The following is a 22044-nucleotide window of genomic DNA, read 5'->3' as shown; positions in this document are numbered from 1 at the left end:
GTTTAGCCCCATTTGCGTAACTTTTTAATGTTCTTGATCCGATTTTCGGGTTGTGAGAGCAGCAGGTTTCCCTGAATTTTAACGAATGTATCGGATCTGCGGCCTTTTTCTGAGAGCTCGGCAGGGATTCGGAAGAGAAATTCCGAATCCGCCTTTGGAATCTTCAGTTCCCGCGACCCTGAGTTTTCTATGATTAACATATTTTTCGTTTCGTCAATCACCAGGCCGCGGCTTCCTATCAATGCTGGATTAGTGGAACGAATCACCTGAATTTCGAGCCCTATCAGTTCATGGTAGATAAGGGTCGAAGGTAGAATTTCCACTTTAGATTTCATTTAGCTCATGCTGAATTGTCTTTATCCGGGCAATCGTTCTTCTGATTTCTCCGATTCTTCCCGGGTTTTCAGGAGCTCCGCCTGCGGAAGTAAGGGCACGTTCCCTGACCAGTTCACTATTCAGAGTCTCGAGTTCGTCAGCCCTTTCGTCAAGTGACATATCCCGGATTTCTCTGGATCTGAGGATTGCCATTATTCCTTAGCCTCCTTGTGAACCCTTGCCATCGGATGCCAGTAGTCATAACCCTCGTGCTTGTGCTGCCAGACTCCGTTGACCTGTCTTCTAAGTTCTTCTGAACCTTCAACCTGAATGACCTCAGCCTCTTCAAAGTCTTCTGCTGCTTCAGCCTGAGGTTCTTCCTCGGCTTCTTCAGGTTCTGCAACTTCAGCTGCTTCTACTGGTTTTTCAGGTGCTACTGCAGGAGTTTTGGGTTTTGCCACGCTTTCCTTTTTAGGAGCTTCGGAAGGTTTCTCAACTGGTTTTGCAGCAGGTTTTTCTGCAGGCTTTTCAACCGGTTCAGTTACAGGCTCACTTGGTTCCCTGGTAGTATATGAGTCAGGAAGGACAACGTCTGGCTGAATGATCCTGACTTTACAGCCAAGGGTCCCGAGCTTTTTGACTGCTACTGCAAACCCTTCATCTACGACCTCTTCTACAGGATGTCCGGAATGCTTTACGTACCCGTCAATAAATTTTTCAACTCTTGACCTGGCACCTGTGAGTTTCCCGGAAATAACAACTTCACAGCCGAGTGCACCTGCATTCATGACTGCACGAAGGGTGTTGTGTCCGGCTTTCCTGAAATACCAGCCTCTCTCAATTGAAGCTGCAAGCCTTGATGCCATCATCTGAGCGTTAAGTTCAGGTTTCTTAACTTCTTGAGCGTCAATCTGCGGGTTTTCAAGATTGTACTTGGTTGCAACGTCCCGGGTAAGCTTTCTGATGACCTTTCCGGCTTTCCCGATTACCATTCCAGGCTTTTCAGAATAGATAACAATTTGGGTGCCCATTGGGGTCCTGTTAAGCTCCATACCGCCGTATCCAGCTCTGTTCAGCTGTTCTGCGAAATACTCGTCCATGGAGGCTTTGACAAACCCATCATTTACGAATTTTCTCTCTATTGCCATTTAGCGCACCTCGGAAAGAATCATCTCAATATTTACAGTGTCTGTGTCTTTGGGAGTGGCCCGTCCTCTGGCTCTCGGCATAAACCCGTGAATTACCCTGCCGCGTTGAATTGCAGCGTGGATAATATACATGTTTGCGGGTTCAAGGCCCTTATATTCGGCATTGCTTTCTGCATTCTTCAAAATCTTGAGTATCTCTTTTGAAGCATTAACAGGGTACCTGCCTGCAGCCATTGGACCTTTTCGGTGTCCAGTTCCATCGTGGTGTCTTTTGAAGGGAACTGCCTGCTTTAAAGCAACTACATCTTCTAAAAACCTTCTTGCTTCAGCAACTTTCATGCCCTTAATTTTGCAGCAGACTTCACGGGACTTTTTAGGGGAAATATGGAGTTCAGAACCCATAGCCTTAGAGGTTGTCTCAGGGTCTCCTTTAACTGAATAATTAATTCTTGCCATTCCCTCTCACCTCATTTCAGTGGCACGAACTTGCTTGAACGGGTTGCTCCCACACCGGCACTGCCGTGTGAAACTTTTGATCTTGTGGGTGCGAATTCTCCAAAACGGTGCCCGATCATTTCAGGCTGGAGGTCCACACTCACGAAACCTTTCCCATTGTGGATTTCAATAGTCTGTCCGATCATTTCCGGAAGGATGATCAGGTCTCTGTGATGAGTCCTGACCTTCTTTCCTTCCTTAAACTCATGCAGGACTTTTTTCTGCCCTTCAGTGAACCCGCGTTTAATGCTCCTGCGTTCTCTTGAAGGCAGGAGTTCTGCAAACTCTTCAAGACTCAGTTCCTGAAGTTCTGAGACGGTTTTCCCGCGGTAGGTATACTCACCCTTTCTCTTTGGTAATCTTGATGATGATTTTTTAACCATAACGAACACCCCTCATCAGCGCTTCATTCCGGTCCTTCTAGCTGCAATCAGTCCGACCTTCCTTCCAGGCGGAGCGTTTCTGCTAACCGTTGTGGGCTTGCCCGGGTGCTTCCAGGCACCTCCACCGAATGGGTGGTCACGTGGGTTCATGGCAACTCCTGAAACCCTGGGATACTTAGCAGCTCTTGTTTTCATTTTGTGGTATTTTTTCCCGGCTTTGAGCCATGGCCTGTCCACACGGCCTCCGCCTGCAACGATACCGACAACTGCTCTGCACTTCGGATTAAGCCATTTAATGTTACCTGAAGGCATTGCTACTGCAGTTCTGTTAGGTTCATGGGTTACGACAGTTGCGTATACACCAGAGGAGCGCACGAATCTGCCGCCGTCATTTGGCTTTGACTCGATATTGCAGATAAAGAAACCTTCAGGCACCTTTCCTATAGGAACTATATTTCCTGGCCTGACATCGGCATCGTCTCCGCACTCGATTGTGCTCCCTACTGCAATTCCTTCTGAGGCAAGCAGGAGAAGTTCTTCCCCAGTTTCAAAGGCAACTTTTGCTATCGGAGCTGAGCGAGCAGGGTCGTGCTCGAGATTAATGACTTTCCCCTGAATCGACGTGTTTTCGTCAACACGGGGGTGCCTCAGTTCTGCCTTGTACTTGTGAGAAGGAGCTCTGTAGGTCGGAGTACCTCTACCCCTGTTTTGTGATATGATTCTTTTACCCATACATCACACCTCACATTAGTCCTATCCGGGTTGCAATCTCGTGTGCAGATTCAGGATCTTCGAATGTCAGGATTGCTTTTTTCGTGCCCTTCATGGTTGTCATGGTTCGCACGGCCTTTACCTTGAACCCGTACAGTTTTTCAACATCTTCTACGATCTGCTTTTTGTTTGACCTGGTATCCACGATAAACTGAAGCTTGTTTTCATCAAGCAGCATCATCGCTTTTTCAGTAACAAAAGGATAATTAATGGAGCTCATTGGAATGCACCTTCCAGTTTCTCAACTGCGGATTCTGTCCAGATAGTAAGGCGCCCTGCGTGAGTACCAGGTGCGAGCAGTTCGGCATTAAGTGAATCCACTGTTGCAACGTCTACTCCTGAGAGGTTTCTTGCGGCCTTCAGGATAGGAGCACTTTCTCCTGCAACAATAAGGATACTCTTTTTGTGCTTGTATTTTCTACCTCTAAGCTTTCCGCGGCCTGCCCTGATGTGTCTTCCGTATTTTGCCCTGAGCACGTCTTCGTAGACTCCGATAGCCTGCAGGAATTCTATTACCTGCTTTGTCTTATCCAGGTCTTCAAGAGCGTTTTCCGTAACAATCGGAAGCTCGGCTTCAAAGATATGGCCCCTCAGGCTTACGAGGGTTGGATCCCTGGTTGCTGCGATTGCGGAGCGGATTGCATAGCGGCGTTCTTTGGTGTTGACTTTTTCGCTTCTGTCAGCTTCCGGTTTTGGTGGGTGGGCTCTTCTTCCGCCTCTTGCGTGCGGGACTCTTGCAGCTCTGCTGCTGTTTACGAGCCTTGGAATATGGGATGCGCCTCGCCCTGAACCCCAGCCTCTTGCGGAAGTTTCCATCCCTGCATAGAGACGGGGACCATAGGGTTGAAGCCTGTTTGCCTGTGCCGCAAGCACTGCCTTTTTAATCAGGTCAGGTCGGTAATCCACGTCAAACACGTCGGGAAGCTCAATCTCCCTGACAACCTTCCCTGTAAGGTCTATTGTTTTTGCTGTAGCCATTTCACTTCACCCCTGCTTGGATTCCCTGCTTATGTGAAGGATATTCGGTTCGCCAAGGTCGGCTTTCTTTGCCCTGATCGGATCTCTGAGTCTGATAAGTCTCTTGGAAGGCCCGGGAACGCTGCCTTTGATCAGCACGTAATCCCCACGGACAAAGCCATAATTCATAAAGCCGCCTTCTGGAGTGACTTCTTCTCCATCGGATCCAATCTTAAGGATGCGCTTGTTGAACTCGGTTCTCTGGTGATATCCTGTTTGACCCATCTGCGGGACTCTCCAGGAGACGCGGCGAAGGCCAAAACCACCAAGAGTACCAATCTGCCTGAGACTGCCCTGCCTGGAGTGTTTGCCTTTCATAAGCTGGATGCCCCAGCGCTTGACAGGGCCCTGAGTACCTTTTCCGATAGTAATCGCAGCTGTATCAACAAGTGTTCCTGTCTTGAAAACATCGGTTATGCTTACAAGGGTGCCGAGAATTGATTTTGCGTACTCGAACTTGGTGTTGAGATCTCTGGCGCTAATTCCGGATTCCATGATATCGGGCGTCTTTTTGGGGACCCCGGTAAGGCTCTTTGGCAGAGTATAGGTAACTGCTTTAATATCGCTTACCTTTCCTTCTTCTATCATTTTACCGATATTCCCAAGGGTTTCAGCCATGTTCTCCCCTTTTGGTATAGGGATCCTGCGTTTGAGTTCAGGATCAAGGTCTGTTGCCCATACCTCAGCGATTGCCTTTTCTCCGGTGGTGTCTTCTGCATAAGCCCGGATAGCTGCAACCCTTATTGCGGGAGTTTCGATGACAGTTACAGGTACGGAGATTTCCATACCCTGGGTAAGGCTGTTCTTTGTGTCATCAACCATGATCACGTGGGTCATGCCCACCTTGTACCCTGCAAAACCCTGTAGCCTTGGTTCACCTGTAGCCTCCGGCCAGGCTCTGAACCGTGGAATGTGGCTCTTTGCCCTTTTGCGTGGACTATATGCGAGGGAACCTCGTTTTGGTCGGTGTATGCTTGCCATATTTCTACTCCGTAAATTTCAATTAAAATGCCAGCCCCTCCGGTCGGCCCAACATGAGTGGAAAAAGAAAAAATACACTGGATTCCCCGAACGCTACCAGGTGGGGAGGGACGTATTTAGACCTGCCTGGCACGTATGCCTCGAGCAGACCAGAGCTTTATGCTCCCGGTACCCTAATTCCTTCAGGCATCTGCAATATCCGATCCTCTTCCCAGCTTGTCTAGCAGGAGCATACTCTTAAAGGATCGATTTTACGATCCTGGCAGACCCAAATCCAGGCATCTGGCACTGATTTGAAACATTCAGTAGTCTGATTTGAAACTTCAGTATATGGTAACCTGATTTTAAATTCAGTCCCCTAATTGAAACTTCATTATTCAGTGACTGCAACCGCAACTCATCGAAAACTTGAACAGCTTCGTGCGATTTTAGGCGTCTCAGGACGCCAAAAGCGGGCGTTTCAAAGCATTGGCCCTTTAACACTCATGTTGATCCGACTTTTCTCACTGGATTTATCTTCAATGCAGGAAATCTTCCGTAAAGCACGGCAGAAAACCCTATCTCCCGGAAATTTCCAGGATATTAGCATTAAGCATCACATTGATCTGATTAGATAATTTCAAGCACTAAAGTGCGTGAAACTTCCATCTTGCATGTACTTTGCCTTTACATAGCATATCTAATATATAAAGCCTTTGCAGGGCGAGAAGAGAATTCAGAAAGAAGAATCCATCACAGGAGAGAACAAAAATAAATAGACAAAAGCGTCCGAGCTTATACTTTCTAAATAGAAGAGTTGAAATATGGGATCACAGTTGACAGAATACCATCTCTACTTATCGGCCAGCAAAAACTTATAGACCGACCTGAATGTATGTAACAGTCGGCCTGTAAGTAATATAATAACTATTATATGCGAGCTTGTTTAATATGCGAGCTTGTTTAGTAGATCACTTTACAGAAATAAATTTAATGGGATCTGGTAATTGAAGTTTGTATCGAATTTCCCTATTTTTTAGTCTGAATTCGGATATTTGCTCATAAGACTATGATTTCAGTTCTGCTACTACAGTCCACCGGAATTATGTAGCTATTAAAGGAGAAACGCTATTACTCTGCTCATATTCAGATATTGAGAGGCAGTGAAGAGTGCAGTAAACAGCTTTCTTCTCCATGGTTTCTAAGACAATAAATTCATTTCCACAAACAGGACAAATCTTTTTTATATAAACGTTTCTTATATAACTCATTGGACATCACCACTTTTTACACTTAACTCTGGAACTAATTTTATGAATGAATTTTAAATCATATTTTATAAAGACTAAAAATAATGAGCTATTCAAGCTGCAACTGATAACCATGAGAATGAATGGTGTATTTTTCCCGTAAATCTCATTATTATTAGTCAATGATGTCTATATGATTTCACTTAGGGTCATAAATATTAAGATAACCAGGTAAATAGTTTCAAGAATCATAATTTCTAATAAATAGTACTTTTTAATTTAAAACATAAAGTGCCTCTTTTAGATGTTTTTTGATGTTTTTACCTGAAATGAGTTGTTGGACAGCCTCTAAATGTTGAAGTGTTCATGGGTCTCCGCCTGCCAATACATTTAAACTAAAATATTTTTATCAGACGCCGGTTAAGGAACTTTCTTGCCAGAAGCTATCGATTTTGCATTAAAAACCAGCTTCAATTTTGGCCTGTTTGCATGAAATTGACACCCCATTTCAGCCCATAACTTAATAAAATACTTAACAAACATTGTGAAAATGGACGCGGTTGTCACGATTTTTCACTTAGCTGAATACGCATGAAAAAATCTGTTATGTTGACTAAAACTTTGGTATTTATTGCCTTTTCTGACACAGTTGCCTCAGTGCCTGTGAAATTATTACAGAAAATTTTGCTCTTTGTTGTTTTGCATGGATATCCTCATAATGTCCTCCATGAAAACCGTAGGACTTACGCACTTGAGGAACGAAATCAATTGCGTCAAAGAATGTATAATTAAAATCACGTTTTAGACAATTAACATTCCAATGATGTTGATTTTTCAGTTCAACTGCGTTATAGTTCTAAACCAATGCGGTCTTGGACTGAAAATCGTCTTATCCGTAGGAAATGACGAAGAGCCGAAAATTTGATTATTGAAGACATTACCCCGCGGTCAAGCAGAAATCTGCAGAAAGCCTGGCTCTGAAAGTAAAACTTCTTTTTGATCCAAGTCAAATCCAGAAGGAAAATATATTAAGGGAATTTGAACTAAGAAAGAAGAGTTTAAGTAATGAAAAGTCGAGATAAGTAGACTCAAGAGTCCTAATAATATTATTGTTACTACAGGTTATTCAAAGATAAAAAAATTTGAAAAATGAAAAGACTTTACAGAATATAGTTCATTATAAAATATAAACATGTTATTAAAATTCCCTTAAAATCTTTTAATAAAAGATATTTATCTTGATAAATTTGCAGAATACCAAATCATGCTAAAATAAAACTTCAAATCACATATGAAATGCATAAAGAAATGTAAAAACTTAAACTTACGCAGAAAAGAGGATAATTAAGGGGTGCACTTATTGAAGAAAAAAACAGGAATTTACAATGAAACATCTGGTAGAAAATGGAGATTAATCTGTATTACTTTAGTTCTAATTTTTTCAGTAATTTCAATATCAGCTACAGGTGCGGAAAGCAAAACCAATAGTCAGACAGGGGACAAAATAGTACATGAGTCAGACACTGGAGTAAGTAATGAGACAGAGGATAACTGTTTGTACTGCATAGTAGACGAAAATTATACCGAAGTTGACTGCTTTGACTGCACAGAAAGTGGCGAAGATAACAATACCGGAGATAAGTGCTCCTACTGCATAGAAAGTGATGAAAAAAACAATACCGGGAGCAAATGTTCCTCCTGCACGAAAGTATATAATAAGTCAAAAACCGGAACTGGGACAAGTACCGAAATCCCGGAAACAGTAGTATATAATAAGTCAAAAACCGGAACCGGAACAAGTACCGAAACCCAGAAAACAGTAGTATATAATAAGTCAAAAACCGGAACCGGAACAAGTACCGAAACCCAGAAAACAGTAGTATATAATAAGTCAAAAACCGGAASCGGGACAAGTACAGAAACACCGGAAACAGTAGTAGACAATAAGTCAAAAACCGGAACCGGAACAAGTACAGAAACACAGAAAACAGTAGCATATAATAAGTCAAAAACCGGAACCGGAACAAGTACCGAAACCCAGAAAACAGTAGTATATAATAAGTCAAAAACCGGAAGCGGGACAAGTACMGAAACMCCGGAAACAGTAGTAGACAATAAGTCAAAAACTGGAACCGGAACAAGTACCGAAACCCCGGAAACAGTAATAGATAATAAGTCAAAAACAGGGGCAGAAGAAAGTACCGAAACCCCGGAAACAGTAGTATATAATAAGTCAAAAACTGGAACCGGAACAAGTACGGAAACTCAGGAAACAGTAATAGATAATAAGTCAAAAACAGGGGCAGAAGAAAGTACCGAAACCCCGGAAACAGTAGTAGACAATAAGTCAAAAACCGGAACCGGAACAAGTACAGAAACTCAGGAAACAGTAGAAGACACTGAGCAAGGGGCTGAATTAGCTAACTCTCTTTTACATTACAATGTGTATAAAATAGGAGAAAACAAAAGTACAGAAACTCAGGAAACTGTAGAAGATAATAAGTCAAAAACAGAAGCAGGAACAAGTACCGAAACCCCGGAAAACAGCGAAGAAAATGACTCAAAAAGTTCAGAAACTAATGTATCTAGCGGGTATAAACTAATAACAGTAAATAAAACAATCGCTCAAGAAAATGAATCCGACAGTGAAGATACGGATAGCCAGGAAAACAGCGAAGAAAATGACTCAACGAGTTCAAAAAGCAATGGATCTAACTGTAAATGCAAAATAATAACAGCAAATAACACAGCAGTTAACGAAAATAAAACAACCAGTTCAGAAAGCAATGTATCTGACTTAAAATATAAAATAATAACAGCAAATGGAACAGTCGTCCAAAACAATACCAACGCGAAAAATGAAACAAAAACCGAAACAGTTACTGAACCGAAAAGCGTAAAAAGTTCTGAAGTGGAAACTGAAACCAAAACCTCCAACGAAACTTCCAAAGGCACAGAAACTTCCAACGACACAGAAACTTCCAAAGGCACAGAAACTTCCAATGGCACAGGAACTTCCGAAGGCACAGAAACTTCCAATGGCACAAATAGTGTGGAAAGTGAAGTAGTGAAATCTGAAGAAAACTGGACGAATAGTCTGAATCAGGAAGTAAATGAAATAAAAGTATATAACTGGACAGACAGTCAGGGAAATGAGTCGGAAACACCTAAGATAAAAACAGCGAAAAATAGCTGGAACAATATTAAATTAATACTGTCATATTCCTATCCCCTTCGTTCGTTTTATACTACAAATGATAATGTGAATATAAGCTATAATGGACCTGAAGCTTTAGGACATCAGAATGTGGACATATATCTTATCAAGAAATACAGTCCGAGTTCTCCAGAAAATGGAACTTCATATAATATAAATGAAAGCACGATTAGTCTTGAGGATGTCTTAAACAATGATACAGAAGCTTATGTCAAGATACCTGCGACCCTGAACAAAGAAGGAGACCTTACTCCACTGAGGCTGGACCCTCTTCAGGCCGGTCACTACTGGATCCTTATAACTCCTGCAGAAAACGAAGAGGAAAATACAGGATCAGAAAATAAAGTTCTTTTAGCAAAATATTTTGAAGTTCTCCAATATCAACTGGAAGCCAGAGCTCCGTATGCCCTTCAAGAAGGCGAAAACCTAGAAGTCAGCCTGGATCTGAAGAATGCATCTGATGAAAATAATTCTACTTACTGGGTTGTACTGATAAAAGATAGCGCCTATACAGCATTTGAAGGCACGAACCCAACCTGGAGAATGACCACCGGAATCAGGCCTATCGTGAATGGAGTTGACCTTATCAAGAGTTTGGAAACAAATTTGAGTGGACATGAATCCGAAAACGAAAAAGAAGAACTTAGGAACGAGATCCAGACCCTTATAGGGAAAGATAATGGTACGATAAGCATAGGTGAGAAAAACCAGAACAACCTTTCACTGAAAAGCCTGGACCTTCCCCCAGGAAACTACCTGCTCCTTACAGGAGCCTATGAAAATAATGAGGGCCTGACAGGCATATCTCAGGGAAATCTGAGGATATCCGCCGAAAACGTATCAGGATTGGGTTTGAAACCCGGCTCAGAAAATACCTTCGGTGATGAATCTTCGACGAAATTCAAAGACTCTCCGCTTATGGGACTTAAGTCTATTCTCGAAAATCCAAAATCATTCATACTCGAAGATGTCAAGCCATATATTCAGGCAAACTCATTAGCAGAAGTCTTAAGAAACCCTCCAAAACTTCCCTCCTTCCTGTTAGGATTTGCAGTAACCCTACTGATAGGATTTGCAGTACTAAGGAAAAAGAAATGAAACCCGTAAACTAAACTTAGTGAAACAGGTCGGAAAATTTCCATCCAGTTACAAAAAAATCAAAAATCTTGAAAAAAAGATCGAGAGAAAGGATGTAGAAGGCTACAATCCTTTCTCTTTATAGCTAGATACAAAAACCTGTACACTGGATGGGTTTTACTGCAGCAATACAAGATACTAAAAAGAATAAATATATAAACCAGTTTTATTATTTGTCCTTATGTCTGTCTAGAATTTTTACAAATAAGTTAGGTGTAAGAAGTAAATCCATAATACATCGATTCATAATACATCGATTCATAATACATCGATTCATAATATATCGGTTCATAATATATCGATTCATAATATATCGGTTCATAATACATCGATTCATAATACGTCGATTCACAATGCATCGATTCATAATACGTCGATTTATAATAGCTATTCAATGGACAATAGCCTTTCTAGTCAAGAAAACACAAAGAGGAGAGGTTTAAAAAATTGCTTCCTGAAAAAATTAAGTTAATAAAGCCCGTTTTTACATTCATTAAAAATCCAAAGAATAAGGAAAGTTTGAGACTCCTGCTTTTGCTTCCTGTTTTTCTGTTCCTGATTCTTCCTCACGGAGCAGCTGCCTCAAGCAACTGGGAACTTACTCCTCAAAATCCAGTTGTTGGGGATACAATGGAGATAAAAGGAACYGGTTTTGAGGGAGATACYGCGAAAGTRCTGGTATCCTTTGAAAAAGATGTGGARGTTCAGGATGGAGAATATGAGTAYCTGCTTGAAGATGTAGTAATTCCCTCTGGTTTTGACAACAGTTTTACCGTGCAGGCTGTAGGAGCAGATGATTTGAATGTGAGAGCAAAGCTGCTCCTATGGTTAACTAAAGGTGCAGAAGCAAAAGATGGCGTTGCTACCGTTTCCCATACAAATGTTCCTCCAGGAACATATGAAATCAGGATTGACGGAAAGGCAAATGGTTCCAGTGTCAAACTCAAGATAACAGCCATGCAAGAGATAGAGGTAGATTCTGATGGAAATCTCAGCTATGAATATAATACTAAGTCTATACCGGCAGGTAATTTTGAAGTAAATGTTGAGGGCATTACAAAGCAAATAGAATTACAGCCATCAGAAAACCTCCCTTCAGAAACAAATTCCTCGGAACAGAACTTAAGTGAAGAACAAAATAACGAAAGTCTGCCTTCAGAAATGAACTACTCTGAGCAGAATTCAACTGAAGGAACTGATGACGAAAGCCCTGGAGATACATCTGAAGTAAAAGCATATAACTGGACAGACAGCCAGGGAAACGAGTCGATAACACCTGAGATAAAAACAGAGAAAAATAGCTGGAACAATATGATGTTCATATTGTCATATCCCTATTCCCTTCGTTCATTTTACACCGTAAATGAGAGCATAAAGTTAAGCTACTACGGACCTGAAGCTTTAGGACAACAGAATGTGGATATATACCTCATCAAGGAACACAGCCCGAGTTCTCCAGAAAATGGAATTTCAGGTCTGAATGAAAGCACAATTAGGCTTGAGGATGTCTTAAACAATGATACAGAAGCTTATGCCAGGATACCTGCGACCCTGAACAAGAACGGAGACCTTTCTCCTCTGACACTGGGCCCTCTTCAGGCTGGAAGCTACTGGACCCTTATAACCCTTGCCGGAAACGAAACGGAAAAAACAGGATCCGAAAAAGAGATCCTTTTAGCAAAATATTTTGAAGTTCTCAAATATCAAATGGAAGCCAGAGTCCCGTATACCATTCAAGAAGGCGAAAACGTAGAAGTCAACCTGGATCTGCAGAATGCACCTGATAAGGATAATTATACTTACTGGACTGTACTGATAAAGGATGGGGCCTATACAGCATCTAAAGGCACGAAATCAATCTGGATGACCACTAAAATAAGGCCTATTGTGAACGGAGTTGACCTTATCAGGAGTTTGGAAACAAATTTGAGTGGATATGAATCCGAAAATGAAAAAGATGAACTTAAGAATGAGATCCAGACTCTTATAGGAAAAGATAATGGTACGATAAGCATAGGTGAGAAAAACCAGAGTAACCTTTCCCTGAAAAGCCTGGAACTTCCCCCAGGAGACTATCTTCTCCTCTCAGGAGCCTATGAAAATAATGAAGGTCTGGCAGGTATATCCCAGAAAAAGCTGAGAATATCCCCCGAAAATTCGTACGGTTTGGACTTGAAATCCATATCCGGAAAATACCTTCAGAAGTATATCTTAGATGAAATTAAGAACCTCTCAGCTTACGGGAATTAAGTCCATTCTCGGAACCCAAAATCACTCATATCCAGAGATGTCAAGCCAAGTATTCAGGCAAACTCATTAGCAGAAAATCGTGCGAAATCCTCCAAACCTTCCCTCTTCATGTTGGGATTTGCAGGAACCCTGTTGATAGGGTTTGCAGCACTGAGGAAAAAGAAGTGGAACCGATAAATTAAACCCAGAAGACCAGACTGGAAAATTTCCATTAAGCCTTGATAACAACAGAAAAACTTGAAAAATATAAGGAGAACGGATTGTAGCTATCTACATTCTTTCTCCTTAAGACTTGATGTAAAACCTACAGCCTCAAATTTGCTGTATATTTGAAGTCAAGTTTTTGCGTACAATGAAAAAATTGATCCCCTTATATGGAATTTTCTACCCAGTAATTTATTAGATTTGTGATTTTACAGAAAAAAGTGTGCACTGCCTAAAAACCTGTATATGGATACACATTTTTTATTGTAAGCAGTGTGGAATACTAAAAAGTAAAATATATAAACCAGTTTTATCATTCATTATTATATCTGTCTAGAATTTTTATAATTAGTCCAGATATAAGAAGTGGACCTTTAATACACTATTCAATGGACAATAGCCTTTCTAGTCAAGAAAATACCAAGAGGAGAGGTTCGAAAAATTGCTTCCTGAAGAAATTAATCCAATAAAACCAGTTTTTACATTTATCCATAATTTGAAAAATAACGAAAATTTGAGACTCCTTCTTTTGCTTTCGGTTTTCCTATTCCTTATTAGTTCTTCCGGGGCAGCTGCCTCAGGTAGCTGGGAAATTACCCCCCAAAATCCCGCTTCTGGAGATACAATTGAGATAACAGGGACCGGCTTTGAGGGAGATACTGCGAAAGCGCTGGTATCCTTCGAAAAAGATGTGGAGGTCCAGGATGGAGAATACGAGTATCTGCTTGAAGATGTAATAATTCCCTCAAGCTCCTACAACAGTTTTACTGTGCAGGCCGAAGGGGTTGAGGATCTGAATGTGAGAGCAAAAATGCTCCTATGGTTAACTAAAAGCTCAGAGGCAAAAGATGGCACTGCTACCGTTATCCAGACAAACGTCCCTCCAGGAACATATAAGATCAGGATCGATGGAAAGGCCAGTGGCTCTAGTGTTAAACTCAAGATAACCGCCGTGCAAGAAGTTGAGGTAGATTCTGATGGAAGCATCAGCTATGAATATAGTACTAAGTCTATACCGGCAGGTGATTTTGAAGTAAATGTTGGGGACGTTACAAAACAGGTAGAATTACAATCTTCAGAAAACCTGACTTCGGAAATGAACTCTTCGGAACAGAATACAAGTGAAGAACAAGATAACGAAAGTTCTGGAGGTACGGTCCAGGAAAATGTGGGAAAATCTAGTGGAAGTACACGCGGGTCGGTCTTGATATCTAGTTCTGAGAATTCTACCGGAGATAATGACTCTTCAATAATAAATAAAATTTCTTCGCTTATGAGAATTAAGTCCATTCTCGAAACTCCAAAATCATTCATATTAGAAGATGTCAAGCCATACATTCAGGCAAATTCATTAGCAGAAGTCTTAAAAAACCCTCCAAAACTTCCCTCTTTCCTTTTAGGATTTGCAGGAACCCTGCTGATAGGGCTTGCTGTGCTGAAGAAAATGAAAAAATAAGAAAGTAAAACCAGAAAACTAGACTGGAAAATTTCCATTCAGCCTTGATAATAACAGAAAAACTTGAAAAAATAGTGAGAGAAGGGATGTAGCAGGCTATAATCCTTTCTCTTTATAGCTGAATGCAAAAACCTGTATGCTGGATATGTTTTGCTGCAAACAACACTAAATACTAAAAAGAAAAATATATAAACTAGTTTTATTATTTGTCCTATATCTGTCTAGGATTTTTATACTAAGTCCATATATAAAGAAAAATAGACCTGTAATATAGCTATTCAATGGACAATAGCCTTTCTAATCAGAAAATATTAAGAGGAGAGGTTAAAGAAATTGCTTCCTGAAGAAATAGAGTTCGTAAAGCCCATTTTTACATTTATCAAAAATCCAAAGAATATGGAAAGTTTGAAGCTCCTGTTTTTACTTCCTGTTTTCCTGTTCCTGATCATTTCTCCTGGAGCAGTTGCTTCAAGTAACTGGGAACTTACTCCCCAAAATCCAGTTGTTGGGGATACAATGGAGATAAAAGGAACCGGTTTTGAGGGAGATACCGCGAAAGTGCTGGTATCCTTTGAAAAAGATGTGGAGGTTCAGGATGGAGAATATGAGTACCTGCTTGAAGATGTAGTAATCCCCTCTGGTTTTGACAACAGTTTTACCGTGAAGGCTGTAGGGGCAGATGACTTGAACGTGAGAGCAAAGCTGCTCCTATGGTTAACTAGAAGCGCAGAGGCAAAAGATGGCACTGCTACCGTTTCCCAGTCAAATGTCCCTCCAGGAACATATAAGATCAGGATCGACGGAAAGGCAAGTGGTTCTAGTGTCAAACTCAAGATAACAGCCATGCAAGAGATTGAAGTAGATTCTGATGGAAGTTTCAGCTATGAATATAATACTAAGTCTATACCAGCAGGTGGTTTTGAAGTAAACGTTGAGGGCACTACAAAGCAAATAGAATTACAGCCATCAGAAAGCCTCTCTTCCGAAACAAACTCCTCGGAACAGAACTCAAGTGAGGGAGAAGTCGGGGAAATAACTGCGAAAATAAAAGAAGAAATAGACAATGGAAATATTTCCAGTGAAGAAAATATACTTGCCGAGAGTTTCCAGAACCTGAAATCTCAGAAGATATGGATAGCAGGAATCTTAGCCGTATTAATATTATTTGTGGTTTATTTAAAGAGGAAAAAGTCATAATAATGTACTGAGGGATTTTAAATACGATTGTTTTTAGAATTCTTTGAAGACACTTTCGATAAACTATAAATACATATTAATAGTAGACATGTCTAATAGACAAAATATATGAATATGAATTAATTTAATTAAAAAAGAAATTCGCGGATGAAAGCTTAATAATTAATGAAGTAGATAATAGACAAAAGTAAGAATATATAGCAAAAGTCCGGGATAAAACAAATATTAATTTTAGGGGTGTAACGATTGAATAAAAAAATAGGAATAAATGGAATAGATCTCAGAAAATGTAAATTAACCGTTGCTGCTCTAATCTGCATTTTCGCACTTATTTCGGTATCAGCCGCTGTTTGCGAAAAAGGACTCTGGATTGCATCTATAGAGAAAAATGGAGATAGCGTCATTTTTGCAGATCATGATGACAGCCAAGATAATGGCGGATGGATTCAACTCACCGGAGGAAAAGAAATCCAGCTTCCACAGCCTCTTAGCTTTACTTACAGTGGGACTAATTGTGTGGAAAAAGAAGGAATTGTATTTAAAATAAATAAGGACAAAGACGAGGAACTGAAATACACATATCCATACTCCACACATCCGTTTTATACTGAAAAACAGACTGTGAAAATGGACTATAATGGTCCTGTAGCCTTTAAGAAACAAGCAGTGAATATTTATCTTGTCAAGGGGCTTGATGTGAGTTCCATGGAAAAAGCTCTTGTGGATGCAAAATGCAAGAGCCTGAATGAAATCTTAAAAGGCGTTGACTACACTAAAACATGCGCGACTCTGGACAAGTGCGGAGACCTGTCTAAACCCCTTACATTTAACTCTCTTGAGCCTGGGAGTTACGGCATCGTCATAACACTTGCGGGCGACAAAGAAGAAAACGTAACGAAAGTTCTTTCAGCCACTTGCTTTGAAGTAGTTGACTATGAACTGAAAACGACGGCCGCCAACAATATTAAGGAAGGAGACAACCTTGATGTTCAGATGAGCCTGAAAAATGCACCTGCCGGAGAGTTTACCTACGGTGCCCTGCTGATTAATGAAGAAGCCTATAAAGCTGAAATGAAAGTTGACAGCAATGGAACAATAGATGGAACCAATGTTTCCGTTAACGATGTCGACCTCAGGACCCTGGGCATAAGCTCCGTAAACAAGAGTGAACTTGCAAACGGATTCCAGACGCTTATTGGAGAAGGTAACGGTACTATAAGCATAGGCGAGAAGAACCAGACTACCCTTTCCTTGACAGCCTTTGATCTCACGCCAGGAAATTACCTCCTCTTTACAGGCGCCTATGAACCTGGCAAAGGTCTTGTAGGCATAGACCAGCAAAAACTGAAAATAAGCGCAGACGGAACCTCACCGGTATAATCGGAGACTCCGAAGCTGACAGAGATCCCGGACTCCAAAAACATATTTAAGCCGGATCTGATCTATGTTGAAATTCAGAAAAGGTTAAAACAAAGCTAAAACTCTAAAAACAGCAAAAGACAGAATAGAGTTAAAGGCTTAAAGGCGGTTTTCTTTATGAAACCGCCTTTTTTTTTGATTTTTTTACCATTGTATTTTGCTTTTCTCTATTTAATTGTAAAATACTCATCAATAGTTCCAAACTGTTCTATATTTATTTGTTGGGTAAGTCGGGAGGATTGCTCCTCCTTTCTCCCCTAGGAACCGTACTTGAAAGTTTCCCCTCATACGGCTCGAGTGTTTTCAAACCCTTTCTGTATCAGGCATCAGTTATTTGCATAACTGATTTTGTGATTCTGGATAACAGCCCACTAACTTTACTGTCTGTAAGCCTCTCACCTGTTGGTGTCTTTGAGTATCTTACATTCGTGAGTTTGTTTCCGTTCACACAAGAAAACACCATCAGTAAGTCAGCATCCTTTCGGATCGAGGCAAAGTTTGAACCTCTATCTGATCTATTACAGATCAGCATTCGCTTTTTACTGAATCCTCTACCCTCTTTGTCATTGTTGCTCCTTACGAAGTTCCTACCCTTTTTAAGGGAACAAATAGGGCTTACCAAGTTCTATGTCATGAATAATTATGAGTTCTTTAGGGGCCATCTATGAGCCGGAAACCGTTTGTCCATTTGCTTTAACGTCATGCCACCGTTAAAGCCTGATTTCATACCTGTTGGTTCAAGCGTATCAATCCAGTTTCGCTTGGCGAACTTAACGACTCTTACAATGGTTCACTTTACGTTTCCCATGGAACTCTTACCCTAGCAAATAGTCTGAAATGGATTTTCAGAGAGCTTCACATTGTCCCAGAAGCTTTGCACCCCATCATTACTAATGACGCACATTCTGGTAGGGTTACCCCAAATGGAAAAGGCAGCATTAAAGTAATTCATGACATAACTTCTTGTCGCACGGCATGAAAGTTCTTCAAGTACTTTCATTTATTTGTGCTTGTGATTAGAAGAATTTCATGTGCGTTTTCAGTCAATTGCCTTTCTTATTCCTTTTGCGCAGATCAATATTGATATAGCTTATTAGCGATAGAGAAAAACACTATTAAGAAAGACTACTGGAAAACAGAAATCAATATTAAGAAAAAATATTGAGCTCATCCCAAAACTTAAAATCGTTTCTCTAAATCCTGTGTTCCAATAATTAACTGAGTTTCTGGCCATGAAATAGGTATGAAACTTTACTGATTTGAGAACAAAATTGGTTTTAGGTAAGCTAATTAAGTAAATCTTTTGGAGTTATCAGTTTATTCCCATAGATGCTGCAGTAAACCCGAGATATCAGTTTATTCTCTTATATACTGCAGTAAACCTGAGATAGAGTGAAGCAAAATTCCGGTAAAAATCATGCCCGTCCCTATAACGGTAAGAATTACCATCAAAACCGTTGGCCCGAAGGTAAGACTTCCGCCAAGATAGAAAGTCTGTAATAAATCAAGACCTACGTATAACCCGACTGAACAAAGAACAAAACCTGGAAGGGTAAACCAGTATAGAGGACTAAACTCCATGTTTATAAAATTATTAAGTAGTACCGTCAGACTGTGCTTAAAAGGACTTCTAGTCAAACCATTTACATTATAGAACTGAATTATATTTTTAAACGTAAACTAACCTCCAGGTCAATAGATCCCACTACTATTTATATGTCCTGACGAATTTTCTTGAATAAGGTAGTTTTAAAATATAAATACTTTTCTAAAAGCTCGGGTATGAATAAATTAGATATTTGTGAAAAAAAGATCACTTCAAGTACTATTTTACAGAAACGCAAAATCCACAAAAAAAGAGTCAGTGGGATTTCCAGGTCAAATTGGAGCTATTTTACCTGATAGCACCACGATAAAGTTAGAATCCAGAACTTGATTATGCTCCAGGCCATCAGGGGTAATTTCATGTAAAAAGCAGGCCTGGAAAATCCATGTTCTTTTTTTGGAATCCAGCAGCATTCCTGTGTCCTCCTCCGCCATATTGTTGAGCGATTTCGGCACAATCGGGCGAGTTGGGATTTCCTGAATCGGATCTCAAGCTGAATACCACCATATCCTCTACAGCCTGCCACATAACAGCAATATCATATTCAGGCTTCTTGTAGATGAACTCTCCAAGCTCGGAGATGTTTCCGGTAGTGTTTACAAGCCTGGCTTTCCAGTTATGGAAAGTGCAATCCACCCCACGGTCAAAGGCTTTTTGGAGCTTGTAGTTTTGAGCTTCGAGAAGCAATTTCCCTATAGATATCATATTGTTTACGGTATCCTCATATTCCGGACCAAGAAGCACATCCCATACGGCATCATAGGGGGTTTTCACCATCAGATTAAATCCTGCGTTGAAAGCCCTGGTTTCAGGGTATTCAAACTTCCACAGGTCTTTATCTCCAATATAAGCAACGGCCACCGGAGGGGAAGTATGTTCAGGATGCGTAAACTCCCATGTAAGTACACAGGCTGCCTTTTCAAGAGACCGAATACCCGGAATACTGCTTGAATTCCAAAGATCCGGAAATTTCTCTACAGCGGTCTTATGATGATCAATCCAGATTAGTTTAGGTCCGCAAACTTTTACAAATTCATCCATTTTATCGCTGGTAAAGTCAACAAGCCATACTTCTTCCGCTGCCTTTATTTCCCCCTCACTCCAAGACTCTTTGCCATAATTTATAGCAACAAATTTTATGTCAAATTCATTCCGGTCATAGGAATTACCAGCAATAACGGCTGCACAGCATCCGTCATTATCGTCATGGTGATAAATTAAAATCATGCGTTTATCATCTGTCATTTTCGATTCCCCATTGTTTTATTGGATTTCTTTCTCATATTTTCTGCTGTGAATTTAATTTCATAATATATTTAAAGAAAACCCGATGTGGAAGATTCTCAATTAAGTGATAATGCATTTAAATAAAAATAGTTTTAAACATCTAAGTTGATATAATTATAATATAAGCCAAAAAGGGATAAAGTTGAGTGAAAAAAAGGAGACATTAAAACCCCTGCAGGCTTAGTGCATGAGTTTGTGAAAAAAATATTTTGAAGAACAGAGGTGACATAATGAAGGGAGGCGACAAGACTAAAGAATATTGCAATATCTGTGGTCGGGAATTGCTGGAAGACGTGCTGGTCGTTGATACCAGCCAGGACATGAAACCAATAAAATTCAAGGACGTTCACGGGGATAAGTCTGATCTGATATGCATTGAGTGTGCAACTGAATCGGTTGAGAATCCGCCCTTCTTATGTTCGAGATGCGGGCAACCCGTCGAATTCGGTGAACACTTCTATGTATTAAAGAAAGGAACTATAAAACCTGGTGGCCCCAAGGTGGACTCTGAAGACATAACCGCTGAAGATAAATGTATCTGTATTATGTGTTATGAAGAGTTTCTGAACCCTGAAGAGAACGAAGAAAAAGACTAAATGGATAGTTCTGTCTCTAAACTTTGCTCTATACTCTGCCCTTAATTTTTTTTAATTTATGGGCAAAAATCAGGATCATGTGCCTGAGTGAATTTCACGCATATGAAAAAGAATAGAGCTGACTTTTTAGTCTTTTTATAATAGTTTTATCATTTAACTTTTTTTATTTATATTTTGAGCTTCTTCAAAGCTTTCATGCTTTGGGATATTTAGCGAAGGTTAGCATTTTTTACCTCTTTGTAGATAAAGTAAAAAATAAGTGAAAAATAAGTAAAAGAAAAGAGAAAGTAGATCAGTATTCAACCTGCTCTGTTTCTTTTATTTTCTCCTTGAACAAAGTATATGCCCAAAGCTGATAGATGATGACTATGGGCACGAATACCAATGCTCCTCCAAGCATGACGCTCAGAGTCATGTGGCTTGATGCTGCTTCAAAGATATTTATTCCGTATTCAGGAGAAATAGAGGACTTAAGCATGTAAGGATAGATACTTGCAAGCCCACTTTCAACAACAAAAAGAAGCGTCAGGAGATTGCTGCAAAAAGCCGGGAATCCTCTGTCCTTTTTTGCAAAAAACACAGCAAGGACAGCTCCCACTACCGCAAGAACTGGCAATAAATACATAGCTGGCGTAGCTGAATAATTGGTCGTAAAACCTTCTATACCCACAAAGGAATATGCTAGATAGACCAGGGCAAGTACAAGTACAATAAGAGTACTCTTCTTTGCCAGATTACCTGCTTTTGCAGCTATGTCACCTTCAGTTTTAACATTGATCCAGAGCGCACCTGAAGTAACACTCATAAGCACGAAAAGGACGCCACCTAGCAATGCATACGGACTGAAAAGTCCTAGAAGAGTACCTTCATAAACTCCTCCTGAAGCAATTTCGAGCCCCTTGAAGAAGTTAGCAAATGCAACTCCCAGGACAAGAGAAATCAGCAGGCTTCCAGCGAACCATCCCCCCATAAGGATCTTCTGTATCTGGGGATTCTCGTCTTTGTGGAGATATTCTATGGAAATTCCCCTTGCAATTAAGCCGATAAGAAGCAGCAGCATCGGAATATAAAGGAATGTAAACATCTTCGAGAATACCAGAGGGAATGCAGCAAATGTTCCGCCTGCAGCCAGGATGAGCCATACCTCATTACCGCCCCAGAAAGGACCAACAGAGCTCTGGATTTGTGCCCTCTGCACTTTATCTGTGGCAATAAAGGGTGTTAGAATACCTGCTCCAAGGGAAAAGGAATCGGCAATAAAGTAAACCCCCCATATTACACACCACAGGAAGAACCAGATAACGGCAAGCGTATCATGAGTAAGGAAATCAAACAT

The 22044-nt window shown here is 40.5% G+C and carries 21 protein-coding genes; 7 read left to right on the top strand and 14 right to left on the bottom strand.

Annotation, left to right across the window (positions count from 1 at the left end; translation table 11 throughout):
- Positions 1–2 precede the first annotated feature (2 nt).
- From FXW07_RS15250 to rpl3p, 9 genes are read right to left on the bottom strand one after another with little or no spacing between them, the layout of a single operon-like run.
- A complete protein-coding gene (locus tag FXW07_RS15250; RefSeq protein WP_229396144.1) occupies positions 3–335 on the bottom strand; it encodes a ribonuclease P protein component 1 in 333 nt (110 codons plus the stop codon).
- The gene (gene rpmC, locus FXW07_RS15245) at positions 325–528 is read right to left on the bottom strand and encodes a 50S ribosomal protein L29 (protein WP_048108859.1); all 204 of its coding nucleotides are present in this window, start codon (positions 526–528) and stop codon (positions 325–327) included. Before rpmC ends, FXW07_RS15250 begins: the two co-directional genes overlap by 11 nt.
- Entirely contained in the window at positions 528–1463 is a 936-nt protein-coding gene (locus FXW07_RS15240; RefSeq protein ID WP_229396143.1) for a 30S ribosomal protein S3, read from the bottom strand. The genes rpmC and FXW07_RS15240 overlap by 1 nt, the downstream gene beginning before the upstream one ends.
- A complete protein-coding gene (locus FXW07_RS15235) occupies positions 1464–1919 on the bottom strand; it encodes a 50S ribosomal protein L22 (protein ID WP_229396142.1) in 456 nt (151 codons plus the stop codon).
- Between the two features lie 11 nt (positions 1920–1930).
- Positions 1931–2341, bottom strand: coding sequence for a 30S ribosomal protein S19 (locus FXW07_RS15230; RefSeq protein ID WP_048118671.1), 411 nt, complete (start codon positions 2339–2341; stop codon positions 1931–1933).
- A gap of 15 nt (positions 2342–2356) precedes the next feature.
- Entirely contained in the window at positions 2357–3073 is a 717-nt protein-coding gene (locus FXW07_RS15225) for a 50S ribosomal protein L2 (protein ID WP_229396141.1), read from the bottom strand.
- A gap of 10 nt (positions 3074–3083) precedes the next feature.
- Entirely contained in the window at positions 3084–3332 is a 249-nt protein-coding gene (locus FXW07_RS15220) for a 50S ribosomal protein L23 (protein WP_048118677.1), read from the bottom strand.
- Positions 3329–4090 (bottom strand): 50S ribosomal protein L4, encoded by a 762-nt coding sequence (gene rpl4p / locus FXW07_RS15215; RefSeq protein WP_048118681.1) that lies wholly within the window; start codon positions 4088–4090, stop codon positions 3329–3331. Before rpl4p ends, FXW07_RS15220 begins: the two co-directional genes overlap by 4 nt.
- Positions 4091–4096: 6 nt before the next feature.
- Positions 4097–5110, bottom strand: a complete 1014-nt coding sequence (gene rpl3p / locus FXW07_RS15210; protein WP_048118683.1) for a 50S ribosomal protein L3 — start codon at positions 5108–5110, stop codon at positions 4097–4099.
- A gap of 53 nt (positions 5111–5163) precedes the next feature.
- On the opposite strand from rpl3p, the gene FXW07_RS15205 reads away from it, so the two are divergent.
- Complete coding sequence (locus FXW07_RS15205; protein ID WP_229396140.1) at positions 5164–5334, top strand: hypothetical protein; 171 nt, start codon at positions 5164–5166, stop codon at positions 5332–5334.
- An 858-nt stretch (positions 5335–6192) separates the two neighbouring features.
- Here FXW07_RS15205 and FXW07_RS15200 read toward each other — a convergent pair.
- Positions 6193–6360 carry a hypothetical protein gene (locus tag FXW07_RS15200; RefSeq protein WP_197078830.1) on the bottom strand — a complete coding sequence of 56 codons (168 nt, stop codon included), beginning with the start codon at positions 6358–6360 and terminating at the stop codon, positions 6193–6195.
- A gap of 1339 nt (positions 6361–7699) precedes the next feature.
- Between FXW07_RS15200 and FXW07_RS15195 the strand changes: the two genes are divergently transcribed.
- The 5 genes from FXW07_RS15195 to FXW07_RS15175 all read left to right on the top strand — a co-directional run bounded on the left by FXW07_RS15195 (position 7700) and on the right by FXW07_RS15175 (position 17180).
- A complete protein-coding gene (locus tag FXW07_RS15195; RefSeq protein WP_229396139.1) occupies positions 7700–10654 on the top strand; it encodes a TIGR04279 domain-containing protein in 2955 nt (984 codons plus the stop codon).
- 486 nt (positions 10655–11140) lie between these two features.
- Entirely contained in the window at positions 11141–12943 is a 1803-nt protein-coding gene (locus tag FXW07_RS15190) for a TIGR04279 domain-containing protein (RefSeq protein ID WP_229396138.1), read from the top strand.
- 700 nt (positions 12944–13643) lie between these two features.
- Entirely contained in the window at positions 13644–14603 is a 960-nt protein-coding gene (locus FXW07_RS15185) for a hypothetical protein (RefSeq protein WP_229396137.1), read from the top strand.
- Positions 14604–14936: 333 nt separating this feature from the next.
- Positions 14937–15800: a hypothetical protein gene (locus FXW07_RS15180; RefSeq protein ID WP_229396136.1), complete on the top strand. Its 864-nt coding sequence runs from the start codon at positions 14937–14939 to the stop codon at positions 15798–15800.
- A gap of 246 nt (positions 15801–16046) precedes the next feature.
- Positions 16047–17180: a TIGR04279 domain-containing protein gene (locus FXW07_RS15175; protein ID WP_229396135.1), complete on the top strand. Its 1134-nt coding sequence runs from the start codon at positions 16047–16049 to the stop codon at positions 17178–17180.
- A 358-nt stretch (positions 17181–17538) separates the two neighbouring features.
- Here the strand turns inward: FXW07_RS15175 and FXW07_RS19390 are convergent, their stop codons facing one another.
- From FXW07_RS19390 to FXW07_RS15165, 3 genes are all read right to left on the bottom strand, one after another.
- Complete coding sequence (locus tag FXW07_RS19390; protein ID WP_255679102.1) at positions 17539–17667, bottom strand: hypothetical protein; 129 nt, start codon at positions 17665–17667, stop codon at positions 17539–17541.
- A gap of 908 nt (positions 17668–18575) precedes the next feature.
- Entirely contained in the window at positions 18576–18800 is a 225-nt protein-coding gene (locus FXW07_RS15170) for a hypothetical protein (protein ID WP_229396134.1), read from the bottom strand.
- Between the two features lie 382 nt (positions 18801–19182).
- Positions 19183–20070, bottom strand: coding sequence for a DHHA1 domain-containing protein (locus tag FXW07_RS15165; RefSeq protein ID WP_229396133.1), 888 nt, complete (start codon positions 20068–20070; stop codon positions 19183–19185).
- A gap of 272 nt (positions 20071–20342) precedes the next feature.
- On the opposite strand from FXW07_RS15165, the gene FXW07_RS15160 reads away from it, so the two are divergent.
- Positions 20343–20708 carry a hypothetical protein gene (locus FXW07_RS15160; protein WP_048123708.1) on the top strand — a complete coding sequence of 122 codons (366 nt, stop codon included), beginning with the start codon at positions 20343–20345 and terminating at the stop codon, positions 20706–20708.
- Positions 20709–21000: 292 nt separating this feature from the next.
- Here FXW07_RS15160 and cydB read toward each other — a convergent pair whose 3' ends face one another.
- Complete coding sequence (cydB, locus tag FXW07_RS15155; RefSeq protein ID WP_229396132.1) at positions 21001–22044, bottom strand: cytochrome d ubiquinol oxidase subunit II; 1044 nt, start codon at positions 22042–22044, stop codon at positions 21001–21003.

Source organism: Methanosarcina sp. DH1 (genome assembly GCF_020804205.1).
GTDB lineage: Archaea > Halobacteriota > Methanosarcinia > Methanosarcinales > Methanosarcinaceae > Methanosarcina > Methanosarcina vacuolata.
This window is presented reverse-complemented; position numbering and strand designations above follow the sequence as displayed.